The following is a 25,508-nucleotide window of genomic DNA, read 5'->3' on the forward strand; positions in this document are numbered from 1 at the left end:
ATTCGTCATCCGGGGCAGGACGCCCCGACGGAGCCGGTTTTCCGGTTCTTTGAACGCAAGGAACGGCTCAGTCGGCCTCGCAAAGAATCAGGCCAACAGCGCCGATCACCAGTGTCGGGGAGGATTGTTGCCCAGTTTCCGCCAGAATCGCAAACGGGTCGGCTGACAATTTTGGGAGAATGTCAGGGCTCAGCACAGCATTGTGCCGTTCGGCCGCGAGCTTTCGAGAATGGCTCTAAAGCGCCACGTCCCGATTGACGTTTTTGTAGAGCAGGTAGCAGGCGTCGCCGAAGCCGGTCGGATAGAATTGCTGCGGGCAGTAGCCGCCCATCCAGATGAAGTCCTCGGCCCAGATCTCGTGCCAGTCCTGCCCGAGGAAATAGAGGCCCTGCCCTTCCAGCATGTAGAGCCCATGCTCCATCACATGGGTCTCGACATCGGGGAAAAACGCGCCGGGCTTGAACCACATCAGGTTCATCTCGAAATCGAAGCGCATGTCGCCATAGGGCAGCAGGAACTGGAAGCCGCGCCCCTCCATGCCGGTGTGGTTGGTCAGCGGCACAGCGTCGCGATGCGACAGGATCGGCTCAGGCACGGCGAGGCTGGGCGCCGGCTCGTAGCGCTTGCGCAAGGCGAGCACGCGCACCGCAGCGCCGCTGTCGTTGCGCAGCGAAAATCGCATCCCGCCCGGGACATAGGCAAAGCTGCCGGGGCGGAAGGAGGTGCCGGCCGAACCGTCGATGGCGAACGCCGCCTCGCCTGAGAGGCCGTAGTAGAAGTGCTGGACGTCGTCCTCGGCGAAGGGCGCGAGCGTGCCGCCGCCAGGCTCGATCTCGAGCACATATTGCGCGAATTGGGCCCCGAGCACCGGCGCCGCGAGAATGCGCGCAATGGTCTTCTCAAAATGCGGCAGCCGGCTGACCAGCACGCCCTCGGGCGGCATGAAGGCGTAGTTCCTCTGCACGACGCCGCGGTTGTGGCCGATCGCGCCCGCGACGGGGCGGCCGGCGAACTGGGGAAGCTGGTGCGGGCGCATGCGAGGTCTCCTGCTTGAAGCGGCCTACCCCGCAAGGATCACGCCGCCACCCGCCTCTGCAAGCCCTGCCAGGCGACCAGCGCCAGCGCGATCGCGACCGGCGGAAAGACCAGCCAGTTGACGCTGTCCCAGCCGCCGGCGCTGAGCAGCCCGCCCGAGGAGAAGGAGGCGATAGCGACCGAGCCGAAGACGAGGAAGTCGTTGGCGGCCTGAACCTTGACCCGCTCCTCCGGCCGGTAGCAGTCGGTGACCAGCGCAGTCGCGCCGATGAAGCCGAAATTCCAGCCGACCCCGAGCAGCACGAGCGCGATCCAGAAATGCGCGACGCTGAGGCCGGTGAGGCCGACCACCGCCGCGAGCGCGGTGAGTACAAGGCCGGCAGCAGTGAGCTTCTCCTTGCCAAAGCGGGCGATCAGGCGGCCGGTGAAGAAGCTCGGCGCGAACATGGCGAGCACATGCCACTGGATGCCCAGCGCCGCGTCACCGACGCTGTGGCCGCAGCCGACCATGGCGAGCGGCGCCGCCGTCATGACGAAGCTCATCAGCCCGTAGGTGACCAGCGCCGCGATCACCGAGGCGATGAACCTGGGTTGGCGCATGATCTCGGGAAGTGGCCGGCCACCGCTGGCCTTGACCGTGGCCACCGGCGGCGCGCGCAGGGCCAGAACGACGCCGATGGCGATGAGAGCGAGCACGCCCTGGGCCAGGAAGCTCGCGGCGAAGGGGGCAGCCGGCGTCAGGTCGCGCGTCCAGAAGACCGATTGCGGTCCGATCACCGCCGCCGCCAGCCCGCCGATCATCACCCAGGAGATGGCGCGCGGCTTGAAGCTCTCGCTCGCCGTATCGGCCGCGGCGAAGCGGTAGCTCTGGACATAGGAGCCGTAGAGCCCGCAGAGGAAAGTCCCGAGGCAGAACAGCCAGAACAGCCGCTCGGCAATACCGGTGGCGGCAATGGCCGCGCCGATCGCACCGATCAGCGCGCCGATGACATAGCCGCTGCGGCGGCCGAGCCGACGCATCATGAACGCGGCCGGGATGACGCCGGCGGCGAGGCCGAGCTGCATCAGGCTGACCGGGACGGTGGCGAAGGCCTGGTTCGAGACCAGCTGCGAGCCGACGATGCCGCCGAGCGAGATCACGATCGCCGGGCTCGCGCCGCCGAGCGCCTGCGCGCCGGCGAGCACCAGCGCGTTGCGCCTGGCGAGCGTATCGCCATCCATCACCGGAACATGCTGGTTCATCGCAGCCGCCGCCCTTCGCGGCCGCGCGGCCGCTTTCTAAAAATGAGCGAAGGAGCCGCGCGCGAAGGTTCGCGGCCGGCCCGCTTCGGTATAGCGCACGCTCCCTGCCTCGGCAGTGACACGCCCGATGCGTGCCAAGCCAAGCCCCGCCGCCTTAGCCGCAGCGGCGAGAGAAGGATATTCTCCTTCTGGGACCGCACAGAGAATTTCGTAGTCGTCTCCGCCCGTCCAGGCCAGTTCCGCCAATGCGGGATCGGCCATGACGGCATTGCGGGCCGCGGGCGAGAAAGGCACGGCGTCGAGATCGATCTCGGCGCCTGCCTTCGAGGCTGCCAGCAGCTTGGCGAGATCGCCAACGAGGCCGTCGGAGATGTCCATCGCCGCCGAGGCATGTGCCTGCAGGGCAGCTGCGAGTGCGGTTCGCGGCTGCGGGTGCAGATAGCGGTCGGCGAGGAACGCGCGATCAGCCTCGGAGAGCTTGCCGACCCATGCCGGGCGGTCCGGCCCATGCGCCTTCAGCCCGAGCGCGCCATCGCCGATCGTGCCGGTGACGGCGACGACATCGCCCGGCTTCGCACCGGAGCGCAGCACCATGCGGCCGGCGGGAACGCTGCCGAAAGCGGTGATCGACAGCGTCAGCGGGCCGGCGGTCGAGACGGTGTCGCCGCCGATCAGCGGGCAGGCGCCCTCGCCCGCCATGGCAGCGAGTCCCTCGGCGAAACCGGCGAGCCATCCTTCCGTCCAGCCCTTGGGCAAAGCCAGCGTCAGCACGAAACCGTCAGGCTTGGCGCCCTTGGCGGCGAGATCCGACAGATTGACGCCAAGCACCTTGCGCCCGATCGAGGCTGGCGGATCGTCCGGGAAGAAATGCACGCCGGCGACCAGTGCATCGGCGGTGATGACGAGCTCATAGCCGCGCGCCGGGCGCAGCAGGGCAGCGTCGTCGACGAGGCCGAGCCCATCGCGGCCGGCGATCGGCGCGAAATAGCGGGCGATCAGCTCGAATTCACCGGGGGATTGGGTTCCGGCCACGGCGCCGCTCACGCCGCCGGCGCGTCGAATTCCTCGGCGCGGACGTCGCGGGCCATCTTGTCGAGCACCGCATTGACCATGCCGACCTCCTCGCCCTCGTAGAAAGAGCGGGCGACTGCGACATATTCCGAGATCACGGCGCGGGCCGGCACGTCCTTGCGGAAGGCGAGCTCGTAGGCGCCGGCGCGCAGGATGGCGCGCACGACGGCCTCGACGCGTTTCAGCGGCCAGCCGGAGGCCAGGAGATCGTCGACCGAGCGGTCGACCAGACGCTGCTCGCGCACGACGCCACCGAGCAGATCGCGGAAGAAGGCGATCTCGGCCTTGGGGAGCTCGATATCCTCGACCTCCTTGCCGATCCAGAAGGCTTCGAACTCGGCCATGGCCTCGACCACGCCGCGCCCGCCGACCTCCATCTCGTAGAGCGCCTGGACGGCCGAGAGCCGCGCGCCGCGGCGCATCTCGGATCGGCTCATTTCGACTCCTCCGCCAGCGAGCGCTTGTAACGCAGCACCGCGAGCGCAGCTTCCGCCGCGCCGCCGCCCTTGTCCATCTCGCTGCGGTTGGCGCGGGCCCAGGCCTGGGCATCGTTCTCGACGGTCAGGATGCCGTTGCCGAGCGGCAGGGCGAAGGCGACCGACAGGTCCATCAGCGCGCGCGAGCTCTCGCCAGCGACGATGTCGTAATGGCCGGTCTCGCCACGGATGACGGTGCCGAGCGCGATGACGGCCTCATAGGGATCGACCGCCTCATCGGCGGCGCGCAAGCCGATGACGATGGCGGAGGGGATTTCGAGCGCGCCGGGCACGGTGACGACGTCGACGCGGCAACCGGCCTTCTCCAGCACGGCGGTGGCGCCGGCGAGGAGCTCGTCGGCGAGGCCATCATAGAAGCGGGCCTCGACGACGAGCACGCGGGCGCCGTCGAGCGGAGTGACCGAAACGGCCGATGATTGCCGGGATCCGGCCATGGTGACATTCCTCGTCTGGGATTGAGGACGCTGGTTAGCCGCCCGGGCGCGCCTCCGCAAGCCGCGCGGCATACCGCGCCATCAGATCGACCTCGACATGGACGCCGTCCCCCTTCCGGCGCTCACCCCAGGTGGTGACGCTGAAGGAATGCGGGATCAGCAGCACCGTGAAGACGTCGTCCTCGACGCTGTTCACGGTCAGCGAGGTGCCATCGAGGCAGATCGAGCCCTTGGCGGCGATGAAGCGGGCAAGCCCCTGCGGCGCGCGGATATGGAAACGCGCCGTCGCGCCCCAGGGTTCGTTCGGGTCAGCGGCGATCTCGTCGATCTTCAGGATGGTGCCGACGCCGTCGACATGGCCGGTGACGAGATGGCCGCCCAGTTCGTCGCCCATCTTCAGCGAGCGCTCGAGGTTGATCTTGGTGCCGGGCATCCATTCGGCGACCCTGGTCTTCGCCAGGGTCTCGGCCGCGGTCTCGACCTGGAAGACGCAGCCGGGCTCGCCCTCCTCGCGCGGCTTCAGCGCCGTCACGGTCAGGCAGACGCCGGCGCAGCAGATCGAGGCGCCGAGCTCGATGCCGGAGGCTTCCCAGGGGCAGGACAAATCGAACTGCTTGAGGCTCGGGCCCTTGGTCTCGGCGCGGGTGACGGTGCCGATGGCGGTGACGATGCCGGTGAACATCAGGCGATCCTCGTGAAAACTTCGAAACGGTCGCAGCCGATCTGCCCGGCTTGCGTGACGGCGTAGATTTCGGGATCGGCGAGCAGCGCCGCAAGCCCCGGCCTGACGGCGACGATGCCCTCGGCCCCGAGCGGCTTCGGCGAGGTCGAGACGATGACCTCGTCGGCGAGGCCCTGCAGGGCGAGTTGCTCGCCGATCGTCGGGCCGCCTTCCGAGAAGATGCGGGTGATGCCGCGCGTCGCCAGCAGGCGCAGCGCCTCAAGCAGATCGAGATGGCCGTCGGCGCCGCGCGAGACGCGCATCACCTCGACGCCAGCGGCGACCAGCTTCTCCTCGGCCGCAACCGGCGCATCCTCGGCCGCTATCACCCAGAGCGGCACTGTCGCCGCCCCTTGCACCAGCTTGGCGGTCAGCGGCAGGCGCAGGGAAGAATCGAGCACGACGCGGACCGGCGAGCGGACTTCCATTCCCGGCAGGCGCACCGTCAGCAGCGGATCGTCGGCGAGAACGCTGCCGATGCCGAGCATGATCGCATCATGGCTGGCGCGCAGGCGATGCACCCACTCACCCGATTCCGGACAGGAGATGGCAAGGCGCGCGCCCCCCGCCCCGCCGGCGAAGCCGTCCGCCGTGCGCGCGACCTTGAAGGTCACCATCGGCCGCCCTTGCGTCACCCGCAGGACATGGCCGCGATGGCTGCGCTGCGCCTCGTCCTCCAGCAAGCCGGTGACGACCTCCACACCCGCCATGCGCAGCAAAGCGTGGCTGAGGCCGGCGATCTGCGGATTGGGGTCGGCCATAGCCGAGACCACGCGCCTGACGCCGGCGAGCAAGGTGCGTTCGACGCAAGGCGTGCCGCCACGGATCGTGCGATGCGAGCAGGGCTCCAGCGTGACGTAAAGCGTGCCGCCGCTCGCGGCTGCGCCGGCCTGCTCGAAAGCCATCGCCTCGGCATGCGGGCGGCCGCCCGGTTGCGTGCGGCCCTCGCCGACGATGACGGGACCATCCGGACCATTCTGCACGACCACAGCGCCGACGCTCGGATTCGGCCAGGTCTGACCGAGACCGCGCGCGCCGAGTTCCAAGGCCCGCGCCATGAAGGCGCGGTCGATCGCGTCCTGATCAGGCATCGTCGCGGGCAGGCGCCGGCTTGGTCGCGGGCTCGATCTCATCGCCGCCGAGCTGGCCGAGCAGTTCCTCGAAATCACGGGCCTCGCGGAAATTCCGGTAGACCGAGGCGAAGCGGACATAGGCGACGTCGTCGAGCGACTTCAGTCCCTCCATCACCAGCTCGCCGATCGCCGAGCTCTGGATCTCGCCTTCGCCGGAGCTTTCGAGCTGGCGGACGATGCCGTTGACCATGCGCTCGATCCGCTCGGGCGCGACCGGACGCTTGCGCAGCGCCACCTCGATCGAGGTCTGCAGCTTGTCGCGGTCGAAGGCGGTGCGCCGGCCCGAGCGCTTGACTACGGTGAGCTCGCGCAGCTGCACGCGCTCGAAGGTGGTGAAGCGGCCGCCGCAATCCGGGCAGACGCGCCGGCGCCGGATCGAGGCGTGGTCGTCGGTCGGCCGCGAATCCTTCACCTGGGTATCGAGCGAGCCGCAATAGGGACAGCGCATGAACTGGGCCTCGAGGTTGACTTGAGGGACGATACCGTCCGCGGCCCTTCATTGCCTCAGCCATGCCGTCGCAGGCCAGCGAAAAACGACCAGCCGGCGGCAAGGGGCACGCACGAGACCGCGTGACCGTCCGGCTACCGGCCGCGACCCTCGCAAAAATGACGACAGGCGATTGGCCTTCCCATGGCAAGCTATCGTCCTGCGACCCGCCTGCGCCTGACTGCCGACCCCATCGCCTGCCAATCGGAGTTTCGCAGATGTCCAATGACAATGTCGGCGACGCCTTTGGCGGCCTGGTCGTCCTGGCCTTCGACCTTCTCGACAGCGAGATCCACAGGTCTCCCGAACGTCTCGCCGAGATCCTCAAGAGCCCGGTCGTGCTGTCGACGGCACAAAAGGGGCTGCTGAGCTTTGCGAACGCCAAGCTGAAAAGCCAGACGACCCAGCTTTCGCCCGAGGATATCCAGAAGCTGCGCTCGATCGGCGACGACGTCCTGTCCAAGGCGGCCGACGAGTATTTCAAGCAGATCAAGAAGTCGTCGGCCTATAAATCTCTGGAGAAGCAGGTCGACGCCTTCAAGGAGGCCGCCAGCTCGTCAGCGCTCGGCGTTTGGGTCGATCAGCACAAGGGCATCGTCTACGTCGTCGGCGCCGCGCTCGCGCTCGGGGCGGGCGCGGCCCTGTTCGTCACCAAGCCGAACAATGGCGCGGTGACGCTCGGCCTGCAGCAGCTGGAGAAGCTGAAATTCGAGGTGGTCAAGCTCGGCGCGCTCAAGCTCGGCGTCGGCGGCATCGTCTTCGATCCGACGGCCGAGCTGGTCGGCGCCAAATTGACCGGCAAGCTGAAATGGGAGCGGCTGAAGCTCGATCTTTCGCTTCAGGTCGTGACCAAGTCGGCCGCGATCGAGAAGGTCGAGGGCGAGGTTATGGTCCAGTACGGCTCGTTCGAGCTCAGCGGCATCATCAAGAAGGACGTGACCAAGCCGACCGTCGACCTCAATCTCAAGCTGAGCGCGACGGAGGACCGCTTCAACGTCGCCGTCGCCGCACAGGTCAAGGACGGCCAGTTCGGCGGCAGCGCCTCGGCCGGTTACAAGGTCATGAAGGGGCTCGACCTCAACGCCGAGCTGAGCCGGACCAACCGGGGCGATGCGCCCGGCGGCCCGGAGAACCTGTTCATGATCAAGCTGACCGGGACCTTCCCTTAAAGACTGGTCCCGGCCTCTTCCCGCTCAGTAGATCGGGAAGCGCGCGGTCAGCTCGTGGGCCTTGGCCTTGACCGCCTGCTCGACGGCGGCGTTGCCCTCTTCGCCATTGGCGGCGAGGCCGTCCAGAACCTCGGCGATCAGCTCGCCGACCTTCTTGAACTCGGCGACGCCGAAGCCGCGCGAGGTCGCCGCCGGGGTGCCGAGACGAATGCCGGAGGTGACCATCGGCTTCTCCGGATCGAAGGGGATGCCGTTCTTGTTGCAGGTGATGTGGGCGCGCCCCAGCGCAGCCTCGGCCGCCTTGCCGGTGACCTTCTTCGAGCGCAGGTCGACCAGCATCAGGTGGTTGTCGGTGCCGCCGGTGACGAGGTCGAAGCCCTTCGACTTCAGCGTCTCGGCCAGCGCCTTGGCGTTGGCGACGACGGCGTGGGCGTAGGTCTTGAACTCCGGCTGCAGCGCCTCGTGGAACGAGACGGCCTTGGCGGCGATGACGTGCATCAGCGGGCCGCCCTGCAGGCCCGGGAACACGGCCGAGTTGATCTTCTTGGCGATCGCCTCGTCATTGGTCAGCACCATGCCGCCGCGCGGGCCGCGCAGCGTCTTGTGGGTGGTGGTGGTGACGACATGGGCGTGCGGGAACGGCGAGGGATGCGCGCCGCCGGCGACCAGCCCGGCGAAATGGGCGATGTCGACCATGAAATAGGCACCGACCTTGTCGGCAATCTCGCGGAAGCGAGCGAAGTCCCAGTGGCGGGCATAGGCCGAGCCGCCGGCGACGATGATCTTCGGCTTGTTCTCGACGGCGAGGCGCTCCATCGCGTCATAGTCGATGATCTGGTCGACGACGCAGACGCCATAGGGCACGACCTTGAACCACTTGCCCGACTGGTTGACCGGGGCGCCGTGGGTGAGATGGCCGCCGGCGGCGAGGTCGAGACCCATGAAGGTGTCGCCCGGCTGCATCAGCGCCATGAACACGGCCTGGTTGGCCTGCGAGCCCGAATTCGGCTGGACATTGGCGAACTGGCAGTCGAACAGGCGGCAGGCGCGCTCGATCGCGAGCTTCTCGGCGATGTCGACGAACTGGCAGCCGCCATAATAGCGCCGGCCCGGATAGCCCTCGGCGTATTTGTTGGTCATCACCGAGCCCTGCGCTTCGAGCACGGCCTGCGAGACGATGTTTTCGGAGGCGATCAGCTCGATCTCGTCGCGCTGGCGACCGAGTTCGAGCTCGATGGCGCGGGCGATCTCGGGATCGACATCGGCAAGGCCGGCGCCGAAGAAGGAGTTGGAGAGGTGCTTGCGCGCGGCGTCGGTCATGTCCGGCTCCTGAAGAATGCGGCGGCCGATCGCGGCCCAGCCCCGTGCGCGGTCCCTATCACGCACGGTGAGGCTGTCCAAGTGATAGATAGCCGCGGAAGAAGCTCTTGGGGGATGGCGGGGCGAGGCTGGATGAGGGCAGTGTAACATCGACCGGGGCGAGGCAACTGCCGCCGCCACCTCAGCAATCGAAAGCGGGGGGAGATGACTCAATCCGACACGCGCTCCCGGATCATCGCCGCAGCCGAGACGCTGTTCTATGGCCATGGCCTGCACAGCGTCGGCGTCGATGCGATCGCCGAGGCGGCAGGCGTCACCAAGCGCACGCTCTATAATCACTTCCAGAGCAAGGACGAGCTGATCGCCGCCTATCTCGGCGCGCGCGACACAGCTGCGATCGAGCGCTACCGGCAATGGCTCGGCGATCCCGGCCGGCCATTGCCTGAGCGGATCGCGACCCTGTTCGGCGAGCTGGCCGAGCATGCGAAGCGCCCGAAATGGCGCGGCTGCGGCTTCACCCGCGCCGCGGTCGAGCTCGCAGGCCAGCCCGGCCATCCGGCGGTCGCGATGGCGGCCAGCCACAAGCGCCGCTTCGAAGCCTGGCTCGCCGGGGAACTGCGCGAGGCTGGCCTTGCCGGGCCGGAGCCGGTCGCCCGGCAGCTCGCGATCCTCGTCGAAGGTGCGATCGCGCAGATGCTGATCCATCGCGACACCAGCTACGCGCTGTCTGCGGGCGAGGCGGCGGGCGTCCTCGTCGAGAGCCATCTCGCCCGGGGCAGGGAGCAGGCCGTGGGGCCAAGTCACCCGCTCCGCGCATGCTGCCCGGTATACCGACTAGTGAATTTCATCTGATCGACCGGCGCCTATCGTCCCCTTGCTTTCGCGGGGAGACCGATCGTGCCGACACCGACATCCAAATCCTGGCCGCCTGCGCTGATTCTGGCCCTGATCGCAGCCGGGACGATCCTGTCGATCTCGATGGGCTTGCGGCAGAGCCTCGGCCTGTTCATGGAGCCGATGGTGCGCGGCGCCGGGGTTTCCGTCGCAGGCTTCGGTTTCGCCATGGCGCTGCAGAACCTGGCTTGGGGGATCGGCCAGCCTTTCATGGGCGCGCTCTGCGACCGCTATGGCGGGCGTATCGTCGTGATCGGCTCATCGGCGCTGTTCTGCGCCGGCCTCTATCTGATCGGCACCGGCAGCCAGCTCGGCCTGCAGCTCGGCGGCGGGCTGATGATCGGCCTTGCCGTCGCCGGCACCTCGCATGGCGTGCTGGTCGGCATCATCTCGCGCCTCGCCTCCCCTGCCGTGCGCGCAACCGCAATCGCGATCCTCGCTGCAACCGGCTCGCTCGGCACCTTCGTATTGGCGCCGACGACGCAGGCGTTGATCGAGCGCTGGTCGTGGCAGGGAGCTCTCGGCGGCTTGGCCGCGCTGGCGGCCGGCATGGCGGCACTCGCCTTGCTCTTCCGATCAGGCGGCAGCGCAGCTGGCCCGTCGCAAGAGAAGCCTGACCCGCGCCGCGCGATCGCCGAGGCGATGGCCGACCGCTCCTTCGTGATCTCGACGATCGCCTTCTTCGCCTGCGGCTTCCAGTTGATCTTCATCGCGACGCATCTGCCGAAATACATCGCGATCTGCGGCCTGCCGCCGTCAGTCAGCGCCGAGGCGCTGGCGCTGATCGGCATCTGCAATGCGGTCGGCACCCTCGTCGCCGGGTATCTCTGCCAGCTCTGGGGCAACCGGACGGTACTGGCGCTGATCTATCTGCTGCGAACCGCCTCGATCGCCGTGTTCTTTGCCCTGCCCGTCAGTGTCGAGACGACCCTGGTCTTCGCTGCCGCCATGGGGCTGCTCTGGCTCAGCGTCGTGCCGCCGGTCAGTGGCTTGATCAACTCACGCTTCGGCACGGCGAATTTCGGGACGCTTTTCGGCGTGATGTTCCTGAGCCATCAGCTCGGAGCCTTTCTCGGCGCCTGGCTCGGCGGGCTGAGTTTCGAGTGGAGCAGCAGCTATGCGATCGCCTGGGTATCGCTGATCCTGGTCGGCGCAATGGCTGCGATCCTGCAGTTCCTGGCCAAGGACGAAGGATCGCCACGGCAGCAGCCGGCGTGAGGATCCCGGCCTCGGCCCCGCAGATCAGTCGCGCATCGACGCCCGTTTGCGACCGCCGGACGGGTGATAGACGAGCTTTCTGTGCGAGGCGGCCTTCAAAAGGCCTCTGAAGGTCGGGCATTCCAGATGGCTCGGAGCAGGACAGTCGGCGACGTGACGGAGCATATCCCGTAGCGCCCGCAGTTCGATGATCTGCCGTTGCAGCTTGTCGGCCCTCGTTCGCAATTGGTCCCGCGGGATCTCGGGCCTGCCGTCGCGCCCGAACATGCCGGCGATCTCCTCCAGCGAGAAGCCGGCCGCCTTGCCCATGGCGATCAGCGACAGCTTCAGCAGCACGTCGGCATCGAACTGCCGCCGCAAGCCATACCGGCCCACGGAGGAAATGAGGCCGATCTCCTCGTAGTAGCGCAGCGTCGACGCCGTCACGCCCGAGCGTTCCGCGACCTCGCCTATGTCCAGAACAAGCATGCTTGACCTCAAGTCGACTTGAATTCGTACGCTCTGCCGAAAGGTTCACTTCGGCAAGAGGTTCATCATGGAAGCTATTCTCGTTTCAAAGCAAATTCCGATCTGGCAGGACCGGCGCGCCATCGCGCTTCTGATGGCGGCATCGCTCACCACCATGGCGAACGCGACGATCGCCCCGGCCCTGCCCGGGCTGGAGCGGCTGTTCGTGGACGATCCCAACGCCGCCCTGCTGACGCGGCTGCTGGTACCGGCGCCCTCGCTCAGCGTCGCGATCTTTGCCCCGCTGGCGGGAATCGCCGCCGACCGGACCGGGCGGCGCAGACTGCTGCTCATCGGCGTCCTGCTGTTCGTCGTCTCGGGATGCGCCGGGCTCGTGCTGCCCGACCTGCCGACGATCTTCGCGAGCCGCCTCGTGCTCGGCATCGCGGTTGCGCTGATCATGACGGCGCAGACGGCTCTGATCGGCGACTATTTCAGCGGCGACAACCGCAACGCCCTGACCGGCCTGCAGATCTCGGCCCGCAATCTCGGCGGCCTCGTCTTCATCCTGACCGCCGGCTGGGCCGCGACGCTTTCGCCGCGCCTGCCCTTCGCGATCTACGGGCTCGCCGCCGCCTTCCTGCCGCTGATGTGGCTGGTCATCGTCGATCCGCCGCGGCTGCTACCGGCTGATGGCACGAAGCCGGCGAGTGTGAACGACGATCAGCCCGCTTGGCGGCTTCTCCTGATCTTGCTCGTGCTGCTGCAGGGCGCCACGAACATGATCTTCTTCGTCATGCCGACGCAGCTGTCCTTCTTTCTGGATGCGCGGGGCTATGACAGCGCCATCATGACCGGCTCGGCGCTGGGCGTGCTGATGCTGTCGGGCGGCGGCTTCGCCCTGCTCTATCCCCGTGTCCAGCGTGCCACCGGCTATGCCGGCATCTTCGCGCTGGGCTACGGAGCGATGGCGCTGGGCTTCCTCTTGCTGGTCACCGCCTCAACGGCCCTATCGATCTTCGGCGCGGTCGCCGCGATCGGCGCGGGCTACGCGCTGGTCTCGCCGAGCTTCGTCGCCCTCGCCTTGAATCTGGCGCCGCCGCAGAAGCGCGGGCTCGCCGGTGGCATCCTCACCGCCTCGATCTTCATCGGCCAGTTCTGCTCGCCGCTGCTCAGTACGCCCTTGATCGCAGGCTATGGATATCCTGCCCTCTTCGGCGGCACGGCCGTGCTCCTCGCGGTGATGACGGCTACGGCTGTATCGGCAGGCGGCACAAAACGGCTCCGCCGGCGCTGATGCGACGAAATGGAATGCGGCGGCGCGCCCGCTCTGCTCTATTCCACAACTTGAGCAGGCCGACTCGCCACCCAGCGGCGCAACCGCCGGCTGCAATGAAACCGACATCGGGATGTCGCAGCGCGCCTGCGATATCCGGCGACAAGAAGAAGGGGATGCCGGCGTGACCCAGGATGCGCAGCAGATCGAGGCCGAAGCGCCGGAATGGCCGCCCAAGCGCCGCTCGCCCCTGCACGCCTTCTTCGAAAGCGGCGCCGCCGCCGGCGTCCTGCTCGTCCTCGCTGCGGCGAACGCGCTGATCATCGCCAATTCGCCGCTCGGCCTGCTCTATTTCAAGGTGCTGGAGACGAAGGTCGCGGGCCTCTCCGTCCTGCACTGGATCAACGACGCGTTGATGGCGCTGTTCTTCCTGCTCGTCGGACTGGAGATCAAGCGCGAGTTCATCGAGGGCCAGCTCGCGAGCTGGAGCCGGCGCGCTTTGCCCGCCTTCGCCGCGCTCGGCGGCATGATCGCGCCCGCGCTGATTTATGTCGCGCTTGCCCGCGGTGACGCCGAGGCGATACGCGGCTGGGCGATCCCCGCCGCGACCGACATCGCCTTCGCGCTCGGCGTGCTTGCCATCCTCGGCTCGCGCGTGCCGGTCTCGCTGAAGATATTCCTGACCGCGCTCGCCATTCTCGACGATCTCGGCGCGATCCTGATCATAGCCCTGTTCTATTCCGGCGACCTCTCGCTGCCGATGCTGGCCGGCGCCGCCGCCTGCCTCGCCGTGCTGATCGCGCTCAACCTGCGCGGCGTGCGCTCGCTGCCGCTCTATCTCATCGTCGGCGCCGTGCTCTGGTTCTTCGTGCTGAAGTCCGGCATCCATGCCACGCTCGCCGGCGTCGCGCTGGCGCTGACCATTCCGATCGGCGGCCACGGCACAGAGAGCGACGAGCCCGAGCATTCGCCACTGCACACGCTGGAGCACAAGCTCCACCCGTGGTCGTCCTATTTCATCGTGCCGGTCTTCGGCTTCGCCAACGCCGGCGTCTCGATCGCCGGCATGTCGCCCTCGCTCCTGCTGACGCCGGTGCCGCTCGGCATCGTGCTCGGGCTCTTCCTCGGCAAGCAGATCGGCGTCTTCGGCTTCGCCTGGCTGGCGGTCCGGCTCGGCCTCGGCACCATGCCGGCCAAGGCGACCTGGGCGCAGCTCTATGGTGTCTCGCTGCTTTGCGGCATCGGCTTCACCATGAGCCTGTTCATCGGGGCGCTGGCCTTCGCGAATAGTGCCGCGCTCAACGACGCCACCAAGATCGGCGTGCTCGCCGGCTCGGCCCTGTCGGCGGTGATCGGCTATGTCGTGCTCCATGTCGCGGGTCGGCATCTGGCGACGGCGGAGGATGAGCCTGTGCCGGTGGCCGTGCCGCGCAAGCGGGCGCATTGAGCGCCGGACCGCAAGATCGCGACAGTCAGCGAAATCGGCAGACGGCCCGATCCGGCGGCAGACCCTATCCCTTCGATCAGCGGATGATCCGCAGCATCGAAGGGAGATCGATCATGAAGACCTGGTTCATCACCGGCGCATCACGCGGTTTCGGCCAACGTATCGCGCGCCTTGCCCTGGAGCGCGGCGACAATGTCGTCGCCACCGCCCGCCGCGCGCCGGCCGTGATCGAAGCCCTGGGCGAGCATCCTAGGCTCCTTGCCCTGTCGCTCGACGTGACCGAGGAAAAACAGGCTCTGGCAGCCGCCGAGGCTGCGATCGCCCGCTTCGGAGTGATCGACGTGCTGCTGAACAATGCCGGCTACGGCCTGCTTGGCGCGGTCGAGGAGGCGAGCGCCCAGGAGGTGGAACAGCTCTACCGCACCAATGTGTTCGGCCTGCTCAATGTCACCCGTGCCGTGCTGCCGCATATGCGGGCGCGCCGATCGGGCCGCATCCTCAACATTTCCTCGGTCGGCGGCTATCGCAGCGCGGCTGGCTTCGGCGTCTACTGCTCGACCAAGTTCGCGGTCGAGGGGCTGTCCGAAGCGTTGCACGCCGAGCTCGCGCCGCTCGGCATCCATGTCACGGTGGTCGAACCCGGCTATTTCCGCACGGATTTTCTCGACGCGTCCTCGCTCTCGGTCAGCCCGCACGGCATCGCCGACTACAACGGCACGGCCGGTGCCGTGCGCACGCATGCGTCGGTGCTGAACCATCAGCAGCCCGGCGATCCAGCCAAGCTCGCGCAGGTGCTGGTCGCGTTCGCCGATGCGCCGAACCCGCCCGTGCGGCTGCCTCTGGGCAGCGACACGATCGCGGCGATCGAAGCGAAGCAGGCGGCGGATGCCGAGATCCTGCGGGAGTGGCGGCCGGTCTCGTTCTCCACCGATTTCGCCAACGCAGCCGCCTGATCTGCCGGCTTGCGATCGTGAGCAGGGGCACCGCTCCCGGTCGCCCGCGACCGAAGCCAGGCCTTGCGCCAGCCCGGCGGTGGATTGCGAGGAGGCCACCGCTTCGTTCATAGTTCCGGCCGCATCCGCACCTCGGCGAACAGCTTCGCCGAGGTGCACTTTCGGTTGCGAGCTTGGGGGCGATGCGTCGTCGCGATCACCATGGCGGATGAGGGTGGGACGCTGGGCAATGCGCCGGCCTCGCTCGGGCGCATCCTCGACCGGGCACCGCCGGTCACCGATGCTGTCCTGCGCGGTGACACCCGCCTGACCGCTCCCTGGGGCCACGGCGCCCTGCACGATTACCTGCCGGGCATGGCCGGCCATGTCGTCATCACCTATTACGGCGAGCCGCAGGATATCGTGTGGCGCAGCGCCGGCGAGCGCCTGGCCGGCAAGACCCGTCCGGGCACGATCACGATCATTCCCCAGGGCCATGAGGGGCGCTGGGACATCGCCGGACCGATCGGCGTCAGCCACGTCTTTCTCCCGCATCAGCGGCTTCTCGCCTGCGCCGAGCAGCTGACCGGCGGCAAACCCCTCGAACTGCTCGGCCGCGTCGGTTTCGACGACCCGATCGCCGCGCGCGTCATGGAGATGCTGGGCCGCGACGCCGCAGCCGCGGCCGATCCGGCCGCACAACTCTTCGTCGAACAGGCGACGGATCTGCTCGTCGTCCAGCTCCTGCGCGGCCACTCCTCCTTCGGCGCGATCTCGGCCCCCGCACAAAGCGGCCTCGCCGACTGGCAGGTCCGCAAGGTCACGAGCTACATGCAGGATCACCTCGGCGAGGCGGTCGGGCTCGACGATCTCGCCGCGCTGGTCGGCCTCAGCCGCTTCCACTTCTGCACGGCGTTCCGGAAGGCGACCGGCCGCACGCCGCATGCCCAGCTCGTCGAATTGCGGATGGACCGGGCCCGGCGCATGCTGACCAGCCCGGAGCTGGCAGTGACCGAGATCGCGCTTGCAGTCGGCTACGAGACGCCCTCTTCCTTCACAGCGGCGTTCCGCAAGGCGACCGGCGTCACGCCGAGCGCGTTCCGCCAGCGGCTGTAGCGCTCGCGCTTCCGGCACCGCAATTTCGCGATAGTGGCCGCAACGGCGGGACGGTCGCGCATCGAGTGCTCCCCTATTCCTTGGACATCGGACGCCACCGGCGCCGACCAGACAAGGGAGCAGGACCATGAGCAAGAAGACCATCCTCATCACCGGCGCCGCGGGCGGCTTCGGCAAGGGCGCCGCGATCGGCATGGCGAAGAACGGCCACGACATCATCGCCACCGTCCATGTCTCGTCGCAGGTGACGGCACTGCGCGAGGACATCGCCGCGCTGGGGCTGTCCGACCGCATCCGCGTCGAGCGCCTCGACCTGACCGACGCCTACGACATCAAGCAGGCGCTCAAATGGGATGTCGACGTTCTCTGGAACAATGCCGGGATGGGCGAGGCCGGCCCGGTCTGGGAAATCCCGCTCGACCTCGTCCGCAAGAATTTCGAGGTCAACGTCTTCCTGCCGCTGCTCCTGACGCAGGGCGTCGTCCAGCGCTGGGTCCGCGAAGGCAAGAGCCAGGGCAGGAAGGTGGTCTTCACCTCGTCCATGGGCGGCCTGTTCACGCCGGCCAACTGGGGCACCTATGTCTCGACCAAGCACGCGCTGGAATCGATCGCCGAAGCCCTGCAGCAGGAGCTGGCCTCCTACGGCGTCAAGGTTCAGACCATCAATCCGGGCGCCTATTACACCGGCTACAACGAGACGATGGCGGACAATCCGTTCCGCTGGCTCGACGACGAGGTCAACTTCACCAAGCGCGCCGAGCTGCGCAAGGGCTTCGACGACTTCTTCGCCACGCCGGAAGGCAAGATGGATCCGGCCAAGATGATCGAGCGGATGATCGAGATCGTCCCGGCCGACGAAGGCAATTTCCGCAACGTCGTGCCGAAGTCGATCGAGGACATGCTGAAGGCGCACCAGCTCGCCGCCTGGACGAACCGGATCTGACCTTGCGTCTCGTCCCCGCCGGCTGCAGCCGCCCTCGCCCGGCTCGCTGCAGCGGCCCCAGCCCCTTCCAAAAGGAACCAGCAATGAGCATCACCCAGGCTCAGGCGCGGACCGCCACGGCGGCCGCGGAACGCGAGGCCGCCGCGGTCGGCGTTCCCATGAACATCGCCGTCTATGACGACGGCGCCAACCTCAGGGCCTTCGTTCGGATGGATGGCGCGTTGCTCGGCTCGGTCGACATCGCGCTCGGCAAGGCCCGCACCGCCGCATTGTTCGGCTTCAACACCGAGGCGCTCTACGAGTTCAGCAAGCCGGGCGGCACCTCGCCGGGCTTCGACCGGACGAATGGCGGGCTCGTGGTCTTCGCCGGCGGCATCCCGGTGCGCGACGCCGAAGGTCGCCTGATCGGTGCCGTCGGGGTGTCAGGCGGTGCAGTCGCGCAGGACTATCAGGTCGCGACGGCGGCTGTCGCGGCGCTCGCCACAGGCGCATGACGGCAGGTGTCGAGAAAGCAGGCGCGCCGAGAGTGTGACCGGCATCATCACAAAATCGCCGCAGCTGCGGCGGAACCATGGCGGGCGAAGCGAGTTACCTCCCCAGCGGTGGAGGCGGCAATGGGCTTCAGTCTTCTGGAAATCTCGATCGTGATGGCGTGCATCTCGCTGCTCGGCTACCTGATCGCCGACAGAGTGGCCTAACCAGACCGACCGCAGGCGAGGTCAGCTCGCCTGCACCAGCCGCCGCAGCCGCTCGCGCCCGGCGGCCCTGATGTGATCACGGGCCGCGGCTTCGGCTTTGGCGGGATCGCGAGCCTCGATCGCCGAGACGATGGCATCATGCTCGGCATGCGCCCGCGCCGCCCGGTCCGCATCGAGCAGCGTCGAAGCCCCGAGCAGAGCCCGCGCATCGCGCAGCGCGTTCAGCGCCTTCAGCAGATAGCGATTATGCGCCGCGCCATAGAGCGCCGAATGGAAGCGCTCATTGTGACGGGCGAGCTCCTGCGGCTGCGCAAGCAGCCCGGCTTCGATCGCATGCAGATCGCGCAGCAGCGCAACCTCGCCCTCCGAGGCATGGCGCGCGGCGAAGGCCGCGACGGTCCCCTCCAGCACCTCGCGCATCGCATAGAGCTCGGACACCGCCTGGTGATCGAGCGTCTTGACGACGAGCGTGCGCGAATCCCGGGTGAAGAAGCCCTCGGCCTCGAGCCGGCGCACCGCCTCGCGCAAGGGCGTGCGGCTCATTTCAAGGCGCGTGGCCAGGTCCTCCTCGCGCAGGCGCATGCCGGGCCTGAGCTCGCCGGCGTCGATCGCCTCGCGCAGGCGGGCATAGGCCTGGCCCGCAAGCGAGCGCACCGGCTGGACATCGGCAAACACCGTCAAACTGCGCCCTCTCCACTTCCAGCACCGGCTGCGGTGATCGCCCGCCCCCGCGCCGAAATCAACGCTTGCCCTCACTCTCTCGTTTCAGCATACTTCGGTATACTGAAAATAAGAACCGTCTGGGAGGCCACCTTGTCACGCCGGATCGCCAAGCTTCTGCTCTCCGCCGCTTTAGTCGCCATGCCCACCATCGCCGCCAAGGCACAGGACTGGCCGAGCAAACCGATCACCATGGTCGTGCCCTATGTCGCCGGCGGTGGCACCGACGTGATCGCGCGGGCGGTGGCACAGAAGCTCCAGGATCGCCTCGGCGTCGGCGTCGTCGTCGAGAACCGCGCCGGAGCCGGCGGCAATCTCGGCACCACCGCGGCGGCGCAGGCCCCGGCCGACGGCTACACCGTGCTGATCAGCAATATCGGCCCGATGGCGGTCAATCCGAGCCTGTTCAAGAACCTCAAGCACGATCCGGCCGAGGTGCTGGAGCCGGTGACGCTGATCGCCAAGGCGCCGCTGCTCCTGCTGGTCCACCCCTCGGTCAAGGCCAACTCGGTCGCCGAATTGATCGCGCTCGCCAAGGCGCAGCCGGAGGGGCTGACCTATGGTACCGCCGGGCATGGCTCGGCCAACCATATCGCCACCGCCCTGTTCGAGCTGATGGCAGGCGTCAAGCTGAAGCACGCCCCCTATCGCGGCGCCGGCCCGGCGCTGAACGACCTCATCGGCGGGCATATCCCGATGATGTTCGCGACGCTGCCCTCGGCTATCGGGCATGTGCATGGCGGCAGCCTGAAGGCGCTTGCGGTCACCACCGCCGAGCGGGCGCCGGCCCTGCCGCAGGTGCCGACGCTGGCGAAGGCCGGCGTGCCCGGCTACGAGGCCAGCGGCTGGTATGGCGTCTTCGTGCGCAAGGGCACGCCGCAGGCGATCATCGACAGGCTGCGCAGCGAGGTCGCGACCATCATCAACCTGCCGGAGGTGCGCCGGAACCTCGAGCTCGAAGGTGCCCAGCCGATCGGCAACACGCCCGCCGAGTTCGCCACCTTCGTCAAGGCCGAGCGCGAGAAGTGGTCGAAGATCGTCGCCGAAGCCGACATCAAGATCGAGTGACGCGTCCTACCGCCCTATCCCTTCCATCAGCCACGGACCGACGCCACCCATGACCGACACGACCTCACCTGCCCTGCGCCTGCTCGTCCTCGAAGGGGATGGCATCGGCCCCGAGATCGCGGCGGCGACCTGCAAGGTGCTCGACGCCGCCAGCGCGCTGTTCGGCTTCAAGCTCGCCTATGAGCGGGCAGAGATCGGTTTCGCCGCTCTCGCGAGCCAGGGCACGACCTTCTCTGAGGCGGTGCTGGAGGCCGCCAAACGTGCAGACGGCGTCATTCTCGGCCCGGTCTCGCACAACGAATACCCGCCGGCCGAGAAGGGCGGGCTCAACCCGTCAGGCCAGCTGCGCAAGCGACTCGACCTCTACGCCAATATCCGCCCGGCGCGCTCGCGCGAGGGCTTTGCGCCGCGCTGCGGCAAGCCGCTCGACCTCGTCATGGTGCGGGAGAACACCGAAGGCTTCTACTCCGACCGCTCGATGCATCTGGGGCCCGGCGAGATCATGCCGACGCCGGACCTCGCCATGTCATTCCGCAAGGTGACGCGGCAAGCCTCCTTGCGCATCGCCGAAAGCGCCTTTGCCCTCGCCCGCCAGCGCCGGCGCAAAGTCACGGCCGTGCACAAGGCCAATGTGCTGCGCATCTCCGACGGGCTCTTCCTCGAATGCGTGCGTGCCGTGGCGGAGCGCTATCCGGATGTCGAATACGAAGAGAAGATCATCGACGCGATGGCGGCGCTGCTGGTGCGCGACGCCAGCGTCTTCGACGTGATCGTCACCACCAACATGTTCGGCGACATCCTGTCCGACCAGGCCTCCGAGATCTCCGGCAGCCTCGGCCTCGCCGCCTCGCTCAATGCCGGCGAAGATCACGCGGTGGCGCAGGCCCAGCACGGCTCGGCGCCCGATATCGCCGGACGCGACCTCGCCAATCCGGCCTCGCTGATCGGCTCGGCCGCGATGCTGCTCGCCTGGCTCGGCGAGCGGCGACAGGCCCCTGCCCTGCTGCAGACCGCGCAAGCGATCGAGCGGGCGATCGACCTGACGATCAAGGCGCCGGAACTGCGCACCCGCGATCTCGGCGGTCCGCTCGGCACCAGGGCCTTCGCGAGCTGCGTTGCCGCCAACCTGGCCGAGGTGGCCTAGCGAGCCATCATTCACAAGCCTCGAACGCTGCCAACAACGCCCGTCCCAGTTCACCATTGCCAGACGGGCTTCTCACTATCTTTCCCGGCAAGGGCTCGTAGCCGTCGCGAGCGCCGCCATTGCGGGTCGGCAGGAAGGAGATCGTCTCCCCGGCCCTCTCGATCTCGACGCATTTGGCGGATTGGGCGAAGCTGTTCCAGGACTTGACGCCGGCTGCGTCCAGCAGTGGATCAGTCAGCCCCGTCCAGTCCGCCGGATGCGGCACGCCGGTCTTCGACCCGGCGAGCGCCTGCAGAACGCCCGCACCGAGTTTGCCGTCTTCACCCGGCTCGTGAGCGAGCACCGGCGGCCAGAAGATCAGGACGCCATCAGTCGTCCTTGCGTCGGGATGCAGGAAGACCTTGTTCTTCCGCAGATAGGCGGTCGCGGCTTGCATGGCAGTCTCACGGATAGACCCGGATCGTGACGGTTACGCCACGCTGCGCGCCATAGGCAACGATGTCGTTGAGGACGGCGCGCTGCGCGGCCGTACCGGCATGCGGCACCGCGACCTCGAGCGTGCGGCCGGCGATCTGTCCGGCCTGGACACGCGCACCGGCCCAGCTTCGCCCGGAAAAAGCAGCAAGATCATCGACATAGCGCGTCATCACGCTCCTCAGCGCCTGCGCGCTCTGGTAGCTGGCAGCGTTCAGGTCGAGGCTCTTGATGCTGGTCGCGATGCCCGCGGCGAAGCGGTCGATCACCGGGAAATTTCCGGGCAGGTTGGCGCCGAGCGCTCGCTCGATCGCGACGCCGCGCGTCGCCGGCCCGAGGCTCCAGACATTACTGGCAGGGCCAGCCATGGGCGCAGCCCGCATCATCGGCACGGACATGCCGAGGCCGGCCAGCGAGGGGCCTATCCGCTGCGCGAAGCCGAGCGGGTCTTCCCGCAGATCCTCGGCCATTCTCTGGACGTCGCCGGGAATGCGGCTGAGGGCCTCCCAGCTATTGCTCAGATAGCTGCCGAAATCGCGGGCAAGGTCATCGACCCATGACGGAGCGGCCGGCTCCGGACGGGCGGCCGGCATTCCATCCAGAGGCTGGCCGGCCGGGTCGAGCCCCGTGACGAAACCGGTATAGAGGCCGCTGGGGTCGGGGAATCCGGCCAGAGTGAGATCGGTCTGCGCCGGCGCCGTTCCCGGTCCCAGAGCCGCGGCTACCGCCGCCTTCTGCACATCGGCAACCGCGGGTCCGGTGACGGCGCGCCCGTTCGCATCGATCTCGCAAGTGATCCGCCCCTGCGCGGTGACGTCGGCGACCACATTGTTGGTCACAGGATCGATGTCGCCGGGCGAGAGCTCCTGGCTCGGGCTGAGATTGGCACTCGCTGCATCGACGGCGCGAGCATCGGCAGCGAGCGAGGCAGCCGCCGGTGCGGCGTCATTGAAATCGCGCAAGCCTTCATCGCCGAGCGTGCAGGCAGCTGGCGAGTCGGCATCGTCCTGCGCAGCCTCGGTCTCGCCGGCCGCCTCGCCGAGGGCACCGCCGAAACTGTCCGCCTCGGCCTCGGAGGTCGCGCCAGCGCTGCCAGTACCTGTCGAATTGCTGCCAGCGACCCCGCCGGCACTGCTGTCGGACACCCCGCCCGTGCCGGCCGAGCTGGAGGAACCGCCCGTTCCTCCGCTGCCCGCGCCACTCGCTCCGCCGACGCTCTCGAAGCAGATCCGGATGCCCAGTCGCTCGAGCAGCTCACCTGACAGCCACATCGGTCGCCTCCCGCGTGATGCGGGAACTGTGCGCCCACGCGCTGACGACAAGCTGTCATCGCTTCCGGCGCGGGCGACGGTCGCTCCGGTGCGCTGGCGAACCCAAAAAATGGCTGCTTGATGCAGGCGCAATCGCCCATCCTGCGGAGGACATGACGGCAGCGGGAACGCCTTCACGACTGGCGAATTGAAAGGAGGCGCCTCTCGATCCGGGGCGCGGCCGGAGCCTTCAGATGCCGACTGCCGATCATTCCGCCGCCGCGATCAGGCAGCTCGCCTCCGACTTCCAGAAATGGCCTTCCTCACAGACAGCGAAGGCGCTCGCGCAGATCGCGAAACAGGCCAGTGCGTCCTCCGGAGAGCTCGCTCCTTATTTTGAACGCATTCACCTCGCGGCCACCGACTTGCTCAAGCCCGGAGCCAGGCCCGACCCGACCTATGCCGCGCTGCGGCGGGCGGTGGCGATCCTCGATACCGTCACGAAGGTCAAGCGACAGGTCGAAGGCGGGCTGCAATGATCTGACATAAAGCAAAAAAGCTCCCGGCTTTCGCCGGGAGCTCGTAATGCGGAAGGCTTTAAACCGAGCCGGGCTCAGATGTCCTGATCGCCCTGCAGGGCAGCGACCGGGACCGGGCCGAGCCCGTCCTTGTTGTAGATGTCGTCGCGGAACTGCACGCCGCCATCGGGCGTCGCCCAGGCGGTGATGTAGACCCAGTAGCAGGGCACCGGATTGGCGATGCGGGCGTTGACGCGCTCGCCCGAGGCGATGGTCTCGTCGATCTTGGCGCGATCCCAGCCGGGCGTCTCCTTGAGCAGGAAGGCGATGTAGTCGCGCACGTTCTGGACGCGGATGCAGCCCGAGGAGACGAAGCGGAAATCGTCGCCGAAGATGCCCTTCGACGGCGTGTCGTGCATGTAGACGCCGTGCGGGCTCGGGATGTTGATGCGCACGAAGCCGAGCGAGTTGAACTCGCCGCCCGGATCCTGGCGGAAGGTGTAGCGGGTCGCCTCGTCCGAGCGCCAGTTGACGCGCTCGGGCGGAATCTCGCCATTGGGACCGATGATGCGGATCTTGTTCTCGGTGAGGTAGCTCGGCTCCTTCTGCATCTTCGGGATCAGATCCTTGCGGATGATCGAAGCCGGAACCGTCCAGGTCGGGTTGAAGTTGACCTCGGGGATCTTGGTCTGCAGCAGCGGCGACTGGCGGTCGATCTTGCCGACGCCGGCGGCGTGGCGGGTCGCGACATGGCCGTTCTCGACCGTCTCGACCGCCGCCGCCGGGATGTTCGCCACGACATAGCGATTGCCGAGATTGCCCGACCAGGTGCGCAGGCGCACGATATTGGTCTCGAGCTGGCGGATGCGCCGGTCGACCGGCACGTTGAGCGCAGTCAGCGTGGCGCGGTTGATGCTGCCGGTGGTCGACAGGCCCATGCGCGACTGGAAGCGGCGCACGCCGCCCTCGACATAGGAATCATAAATGTTGCTGTCGCCGGCGGAGGCGTCGAGATCGCCGGTGATGATCAGCCGCTGGCGCAAGGCGACGACGCTGGCGCCGCGCGAGCCGACGGCGAGCTTGTCGCTGACCTGCAGAGGCTGCCAGCCGCCGCGTGCAGCGAGCGCCCGATAGGCCTCGACCGCCTGCTCGGTCGCGGTCAGTGCGGCCGGAGACAGCATCGGCGTCGAGGAGCGCTGTACCGCATTGCGCGAGCCGGCATCATAGCTCTGGCGCCATTCGGCCTGCTGGGCGAAAGCCGGCAGGCTCGCACCGGCGGCAGCACCCGACAACAGGGCCAGGAGCGTCTCGCGACGCGTCAGGCTGAGTTTCGGCATCGATCGTAACCCCTTGGACTTCGCATATCATCGGAGCGGGACGCGACCCGCCCCTTCGGCCGGGCATGAGCCACGGCCGGTCGCTGGGGACGATCCCTTACCACAGTTAACAGCTCATGATGAGCGCGGCATTTTTAGGGCGGCGATGCGTCGCGCTCACGCGGGTTTGATCGCTGTGGCCGGAAAGAAGTCGCTGTGGCCAGAAAGAAACAGGCGCACGCGCCCCGGCCTGAAGGCTGGAGCGCGCTGCGGGATATTCTTCTTGGAACGGGGCTGAACGCCCCGCCTCTCAGAGCTTGTAGCGGATCTGGTCGGTCCAGAAGCGCTCGAGGCGCAGCAGGGCATTGTTCATCCGCTCGAAGTCGTCGGCCGCGATGCCGCCGATCTGCTCGACCGTGCGGACATGCTTGTCGTAGACGCCCTTGACGATGTGGTGCACCTCGCGGCCCTTGTCGGTCAGGCTGATGCGCACCGAGCGACGGTCGATCCGCGAACGGGCATGGTGCAGGAAGCCGAGCTCGACCAGCTTCTTGACGTTGTAGGAGACGTTCGAGCCGAGATAGTAGCCGCGGGTGCGCAGCTCGCTGGCCGAGAGCTCGGCGTCGCCGATATTGTAGAGGAGCAGCGCCTGCACGCTGTTGACGTCGTCGCGGTTGCGACGCTCGAACTCGTCCTTGATCACGTCGAGCAGCCGGCGATGCAACCGCTCGACCAAGGTGAGGGACTCAAGGTAAAGTGGCTTCACCTTGAGCTGAACCTCTTCGGACGCAGCCGGCTCCACAGTCTTTACATTGCTCTTCATGGTAATATCCCGCCTGTTGATTACCGGCCAGGATTTGTCTCCCGGTCCGCTTCTGAGAGACACCATAGGCGGGGCGGATGAAAACGAGTTTAAATATCAGGATGAATCAGGGATT

The 25,508-nt window shown here is 67.6% G+C and carries 27 protein-coding genes; 12 read left to right on the top strand and 15 right to left on the bottom strand.

Annotated elements, in window-relative coordinates:
* Positions 1–235: 235 nt before the first annotated feature.
* The 8 genes from allE to nrdR are packed head-to-tail and all read right to left on the bottom strand — an operon-like array spanning position 236 to position 6,581.
* Complete coding sequence (allE, locus tag AC07O0_RS24085) at positions 236–1,036, bottom strand: (S)-ureidoglycine aminohydrolase (protein ID WP_494626423.1); 801 nt, start codon at positions 1,034–1,036, stop codon at positions 236–238.
* 38 nt (positions 1,037–1,074) lie between these two features.
* Entirely contained in the window at positions 1,075–2,277 is a 1,203-nt protein-coding gene (locus AC07O0_RS24090) for an MFS transporter (protein WP_494626425.1), read from the bottom strand.
* A gap of 36 nt (positions 2,278–2,313) precedes the next feature.
* Positions 2,314–3,309, bottom strand: a complete 996-nt coding sequence (gene thiL / locus AC07O0_RS24095; RefSeq protein WP_494626426.1) for a thiamine-phosphate kinase — start codon at positions 3,307–3,309, stop codon at positions 2,314–2,316.
* A gap of 8 nt (positions 3,310–3,317) precedes the next feature.
* A complete protein-coding gene (gene nusB, locus AC07O0_RS24100) occupies positions 3,318–3,785 on the bottom strand; it encodes a transcription antitermination factor NusB (RefSeq protein WP_427361594.1) in 468 nt (155 codons plus the stop codon).
* Positions 3,782–4,279: a 6,7-dimethyl-8-ribityllumazine synthase gene (ribH, locus tag AC07O0_RS24105; protein WP_494626428.1), complete on the bottom strand. Its 498-nt coding sequence runs from the start codon at positions 4,277–4,279 to the stop codon at positions 3,782–3,784. Before ribH ends, nusB begins: the two co-directional genes overlap by 4 nt.
* Positions 4,280–4,313: 34 nt before the next feature.
* The gene (locus AC07O0_RS24110; RefSeq protein WP_494626430.1) at positions 4,314–4,961 is read right to left on the bottom strand and encodes a riboflavin synthase; all 648 of its coding nucleotides are present in this window, start codon (positions 4,959–4,961) and stop codon (positions 4,314–4,316) included.
* Positions 4,961–6,091 carry a bifunctional diaminohydroxyphosphoribosylaminopyrimidine deaminase/5-amino-6-(5-phosphoribosylamino)uracil reductase RibD gene (ribD, locus tag AC07O0_RS24115; RefSeq protein ID WP_494626432.1) on the bottom strand — a complete coding sequence of 377 codons (1,131 nt, stop codon included), beginning with the start codon at positions 6,089–6,091 and terminating at the stop codon, positions 4,961–4,963. The genes AC07O0_RS24110 and ribD overlap by 1 nt, the downstream gene beginning before the upstream one ends.
* The gene (gene nrdR, locus AC07O0_RS24120) at positions 6,084–6,581 is read right to left on the bottom strand and encodes a transcriptional regulator NrdR (protein WP_346363749.1); all 498 of its coding nucleotides are present in this window, start codon (positions 6,579–6,581) and stop codon (positions 6,084–6,086) included. The genes ribD and nrdR overlap by 8 nt, the downstream gene beginning before the upstream one ends.
* A gap of 257 nt (positions 6,582–6,838) precedes the next feature.
* Between nrdR and AC07O0_RS24125 the strand changes: the two genes are divergently transcribed.
* A complete protein-coding gene (locus tag AC07O0_RS24125) occupies positions 6,839–7,789 on the top strand; it encodes a hypothetical protein (RefSeq protein ID WP_494626434.1) in 951 nt (316 codons plus the stop codon).
* Positions 7,790–7,813: 24 nt separating this feature from the next.
* Here AC07O0_RS24125 and glyA read toward each other — a convergent pair whose 3' ends face one another.
* Positions 7,814–9,109 (bottom strand): serine hydroxymethyltransferase, encoded by a 1,296-nt coding sequence (gene glyA, locus AC07O0_RS24130; protein ID WP_454029587.1) that lies wholly within the window; start codon positions 9,107–9,109, stop codon positions 7,814–7,816.
* Positions 9,110–9,313: 204 nt separating this feature from the next.
* Here glyA and AC07O0_RS24135 point away from each other — a divergent pair, with 204 nt between their 5' ends.
* Together AC07O0_RS24135 and AC07O0_RS24140 are read left to right on the top strand one after the other, a co-directional pair.
* A complete protein-coding gene (locus AC07O0_RS24135) occupies positions 9,314–9,961 on the top strand; it encodes a TetR/AcrR family transcriptional regulator (protein WP_494626437.1) in 648 nt (215 codons plus the stop codon).
* Positions 9,962–10,006: 45 nt separating this feature from the next.
* A complete protein-coding gene (locus AC07O0_RS24140; RefSeq protein WP_494626439.1) occupies positions 10,007–11,221 on the top strand; it encodes an MFS transporter in 1,215 nt (404 codons plus the stop codon).
* A 24-nt stretch (positions 11,222–11,245) separates the two neighbouring features.
* Here AC07O0_RS24140 and AC07O0_RS24145 read toward each other — a convergent pair whose 3' ends face one another.
* Positions 11,246–11,689 (bottom strand): helix-turn-helix domain-containing protein, encoded by a 444-nt coding sequence (locus AC07O0_RS24145; RefSeq protein ID WP_494626441.1) that lies wholly within the window; start codon positions 11,687–11,689, stop codon positions 11,246–11,248.
* 67 nt (positions 11,690–11,756) lie between these two features.
* On the opposite strand from AC07O0_RS24145, the gene AC07O0_RS24150 reads away from it, so the two are divergent.
* The 6 genes from AC07O0_RS24150 (at position 11,757) to AC07O0_RS24175 (ending at position 17,876) form a co-directional block, all read left to right on the top strand.
* Positions 11,757–12,965, top strand: a complete 1,209-nt coding sequence (locus AC07O0_RS24150; RefSeq protein WP_494626443.1) for an MFS transporter — start codon at positions 11,757–11,759, stop codon at positions 12,963–12,965.
* 163 nt (positions 12,966–13,128) lie between these two features.
* Positions 13,129–14,391: a Na+/H+ antiporter NhaA gene (nhaA, locus tag AC07O0_RS24155; protein WP_494626445.1), complete on the top strand. Its 1,263-nt coding sequence runs from the start codon at positions 13,129–13,131 to the stop codon at positions 14,389–14,391.
* Positions 14,392–14,504: 113 nt separating this feature from the next.
* A complete protein-coding gene (locus tag AC07O0_RS24160; RefSeq protein ID WP_494626446.1) occupies positions 14,505–15,344 on the top strand; it encodes an oxidoreductase in 840 nt (279 codons plus the stop codon).
* 63 nt (positions 15,345–15,407) lie between these two features.
* Positions 15,408–16,439 carry a helix-turn-helix domain-containing protein gene (locus AC07O0_RS24165; protein ID WP_494626448.1) on the top strand — a complete coding sequence of 344 codons (1,032 nt, stop codon included), beginning with the start codon at positions 15,408–15,410 and terminating at the stop codon, positions 16,437–16,439.
* 127 nt (positions 16,440–16,566) lie between these two features.
* On the top strand, positions 16,567–17,382 hold the full coding sequence (locus AC07O0_RS24170; protein WP_494626450.1) for an SDR family oxidoreductase: 816 nt from the start codon (positions 16,567–16,569) through the stop codon (positions 17,380–17,382).
* Between the two features lie 83 nt (positions 17,383–17,465).
* Positions 17,466–17,876: a GlcG/HbpS family heme-binding protein gene (locus tag AC07O0_RS24175; RefSeq protein WP_494626452.1), complete on the top strand. Its 411-nt coding sequence runs from the start codon at positions 17,466–17,468 to the stop codon at positions 17,874–17,876.
* Positions 17,877–18,101: 225 nt separating this feature from the next.
* On the opposite strand, the gene AC07O0_RS24180 is transcribed toward AC07O0_RS24175, so the two are convergent.
* Entirely contained in the window at positions 18,102–18,755 is a 654-nt protein-coding gene (locus tag AC07O0_RS24180; RefSeq protein ID WP_494626696.1) for a GntR family transcriptional regulator, read from the bottom strand.
* Between the two features lie 138 nt (positions 18,756–18,893).
* Between AC07O0_RS24180 and AC07O0_RS24185 the strand changes: the two genes are divergently transcribed.
* Positions 18,894–19,868 (top strand): Bug family tripartite tricarboxylate transporter substrate binding protein, encoded by a 975-nt coding sequence (locus AC07O0_RS24185; RefSeq protein WP_494626454.1) that lies wholly within the window; start codon positions 18,894–18,896, stop codon positions 19,866–19,868.
* A 49-nt stretch (positions 19,869–19,917) separates the two neighbouring features.
* Positions 19,918–21,012, top strand: coding sequence for an isocitrate/isopropylmalate dehydrogenase family protein (locus AC07O0_RS24190; RefSeq protein WP_494626456.1), 1,095 nt, complete (start codon positions 19,918–19,920; stop codon positions 21,010–21,012).
* Between the two features lie 7 nt (positions 21,013–21,019).
* On the opposite strand, the gene AC07O0_RS24195 is transcribed toward AC07O0_RS24190, so the two are convergent.
* On the bottom strand, positions 21,020–21,448 hold the full coding sequence (locus AC07O0_RS24195) for a contact-dependent growth inhibition system immunity protein (protein ID WP_494626457.1): 429 nt from the start codon (positions 21,446–21,448) through the stop codon (positions 21,020–21,022).
* 7 nt (positions 21,449–21,455) lie between these two features.
* Positions 21,456–22,757, bottom strand: coding sequence for an endonuclease toxin domain-containing protein (locus AC07O0_RS24200; protein WP_494626459.1), 1,302 nt, complete (start codon positions 22,755–22,757; stop codon positions 21,456–21,458).
* 233 nt (positions 22,758–22,990) lie between these two features.
* Between AC07O0_RS24200 and AC07O0_RS24205 the strand changes: the two genes are divergently transcribed.
* Entirely contained in the window at positions 22,991–23,275 is a 285-nt protein-coding gene (locus AC07O0_RS24205; RefSeq protein ID WP_494626461.1) for a hypothetical protein, read from the top strand.
* A 74-nt stretch (positions 23,276–23,349) separates the two neighbouring features.
* On the opposite strand, the gene AC07O0_RS24210 is transcribed toward AC07O0_RS24205, so the two are convergent.
* Both AC07O0_RS24210 and ldtR read right to left on the bottom strand, forming a co-directional pair.
* Entirely contained in the window at positions 23,350–24,591 is a 1,242-nt protein-coding gene (locus tag AC07O0_RS24210) for a L,D-transpeptidase family protein (RefSeq protein WP_494626463.1), read from the bottom strand.
* A gap of 289 nt (positions 24,592–24,880) precedes the next feature.
* Positions 24,881–25,393 carry a transcriptional regulator LdtR gene (gene ldtR / locus AC07O0_RS24215; RefSeq protein WP_427361582.1) on the bottom strand — a complete coding sequence of 171 codons (513 nt, stop codon included), beginning with the start codon at positions 25,391–25,393 and terminating at the stop codon, positions 24,881–24,883.
* Between the last annotated feature and the right edge of the window lie 115 nt (positions 25,394–25,508).

The organism is Allobosea sp. GW821-FHT10B12, assembly GCF_059415545.1.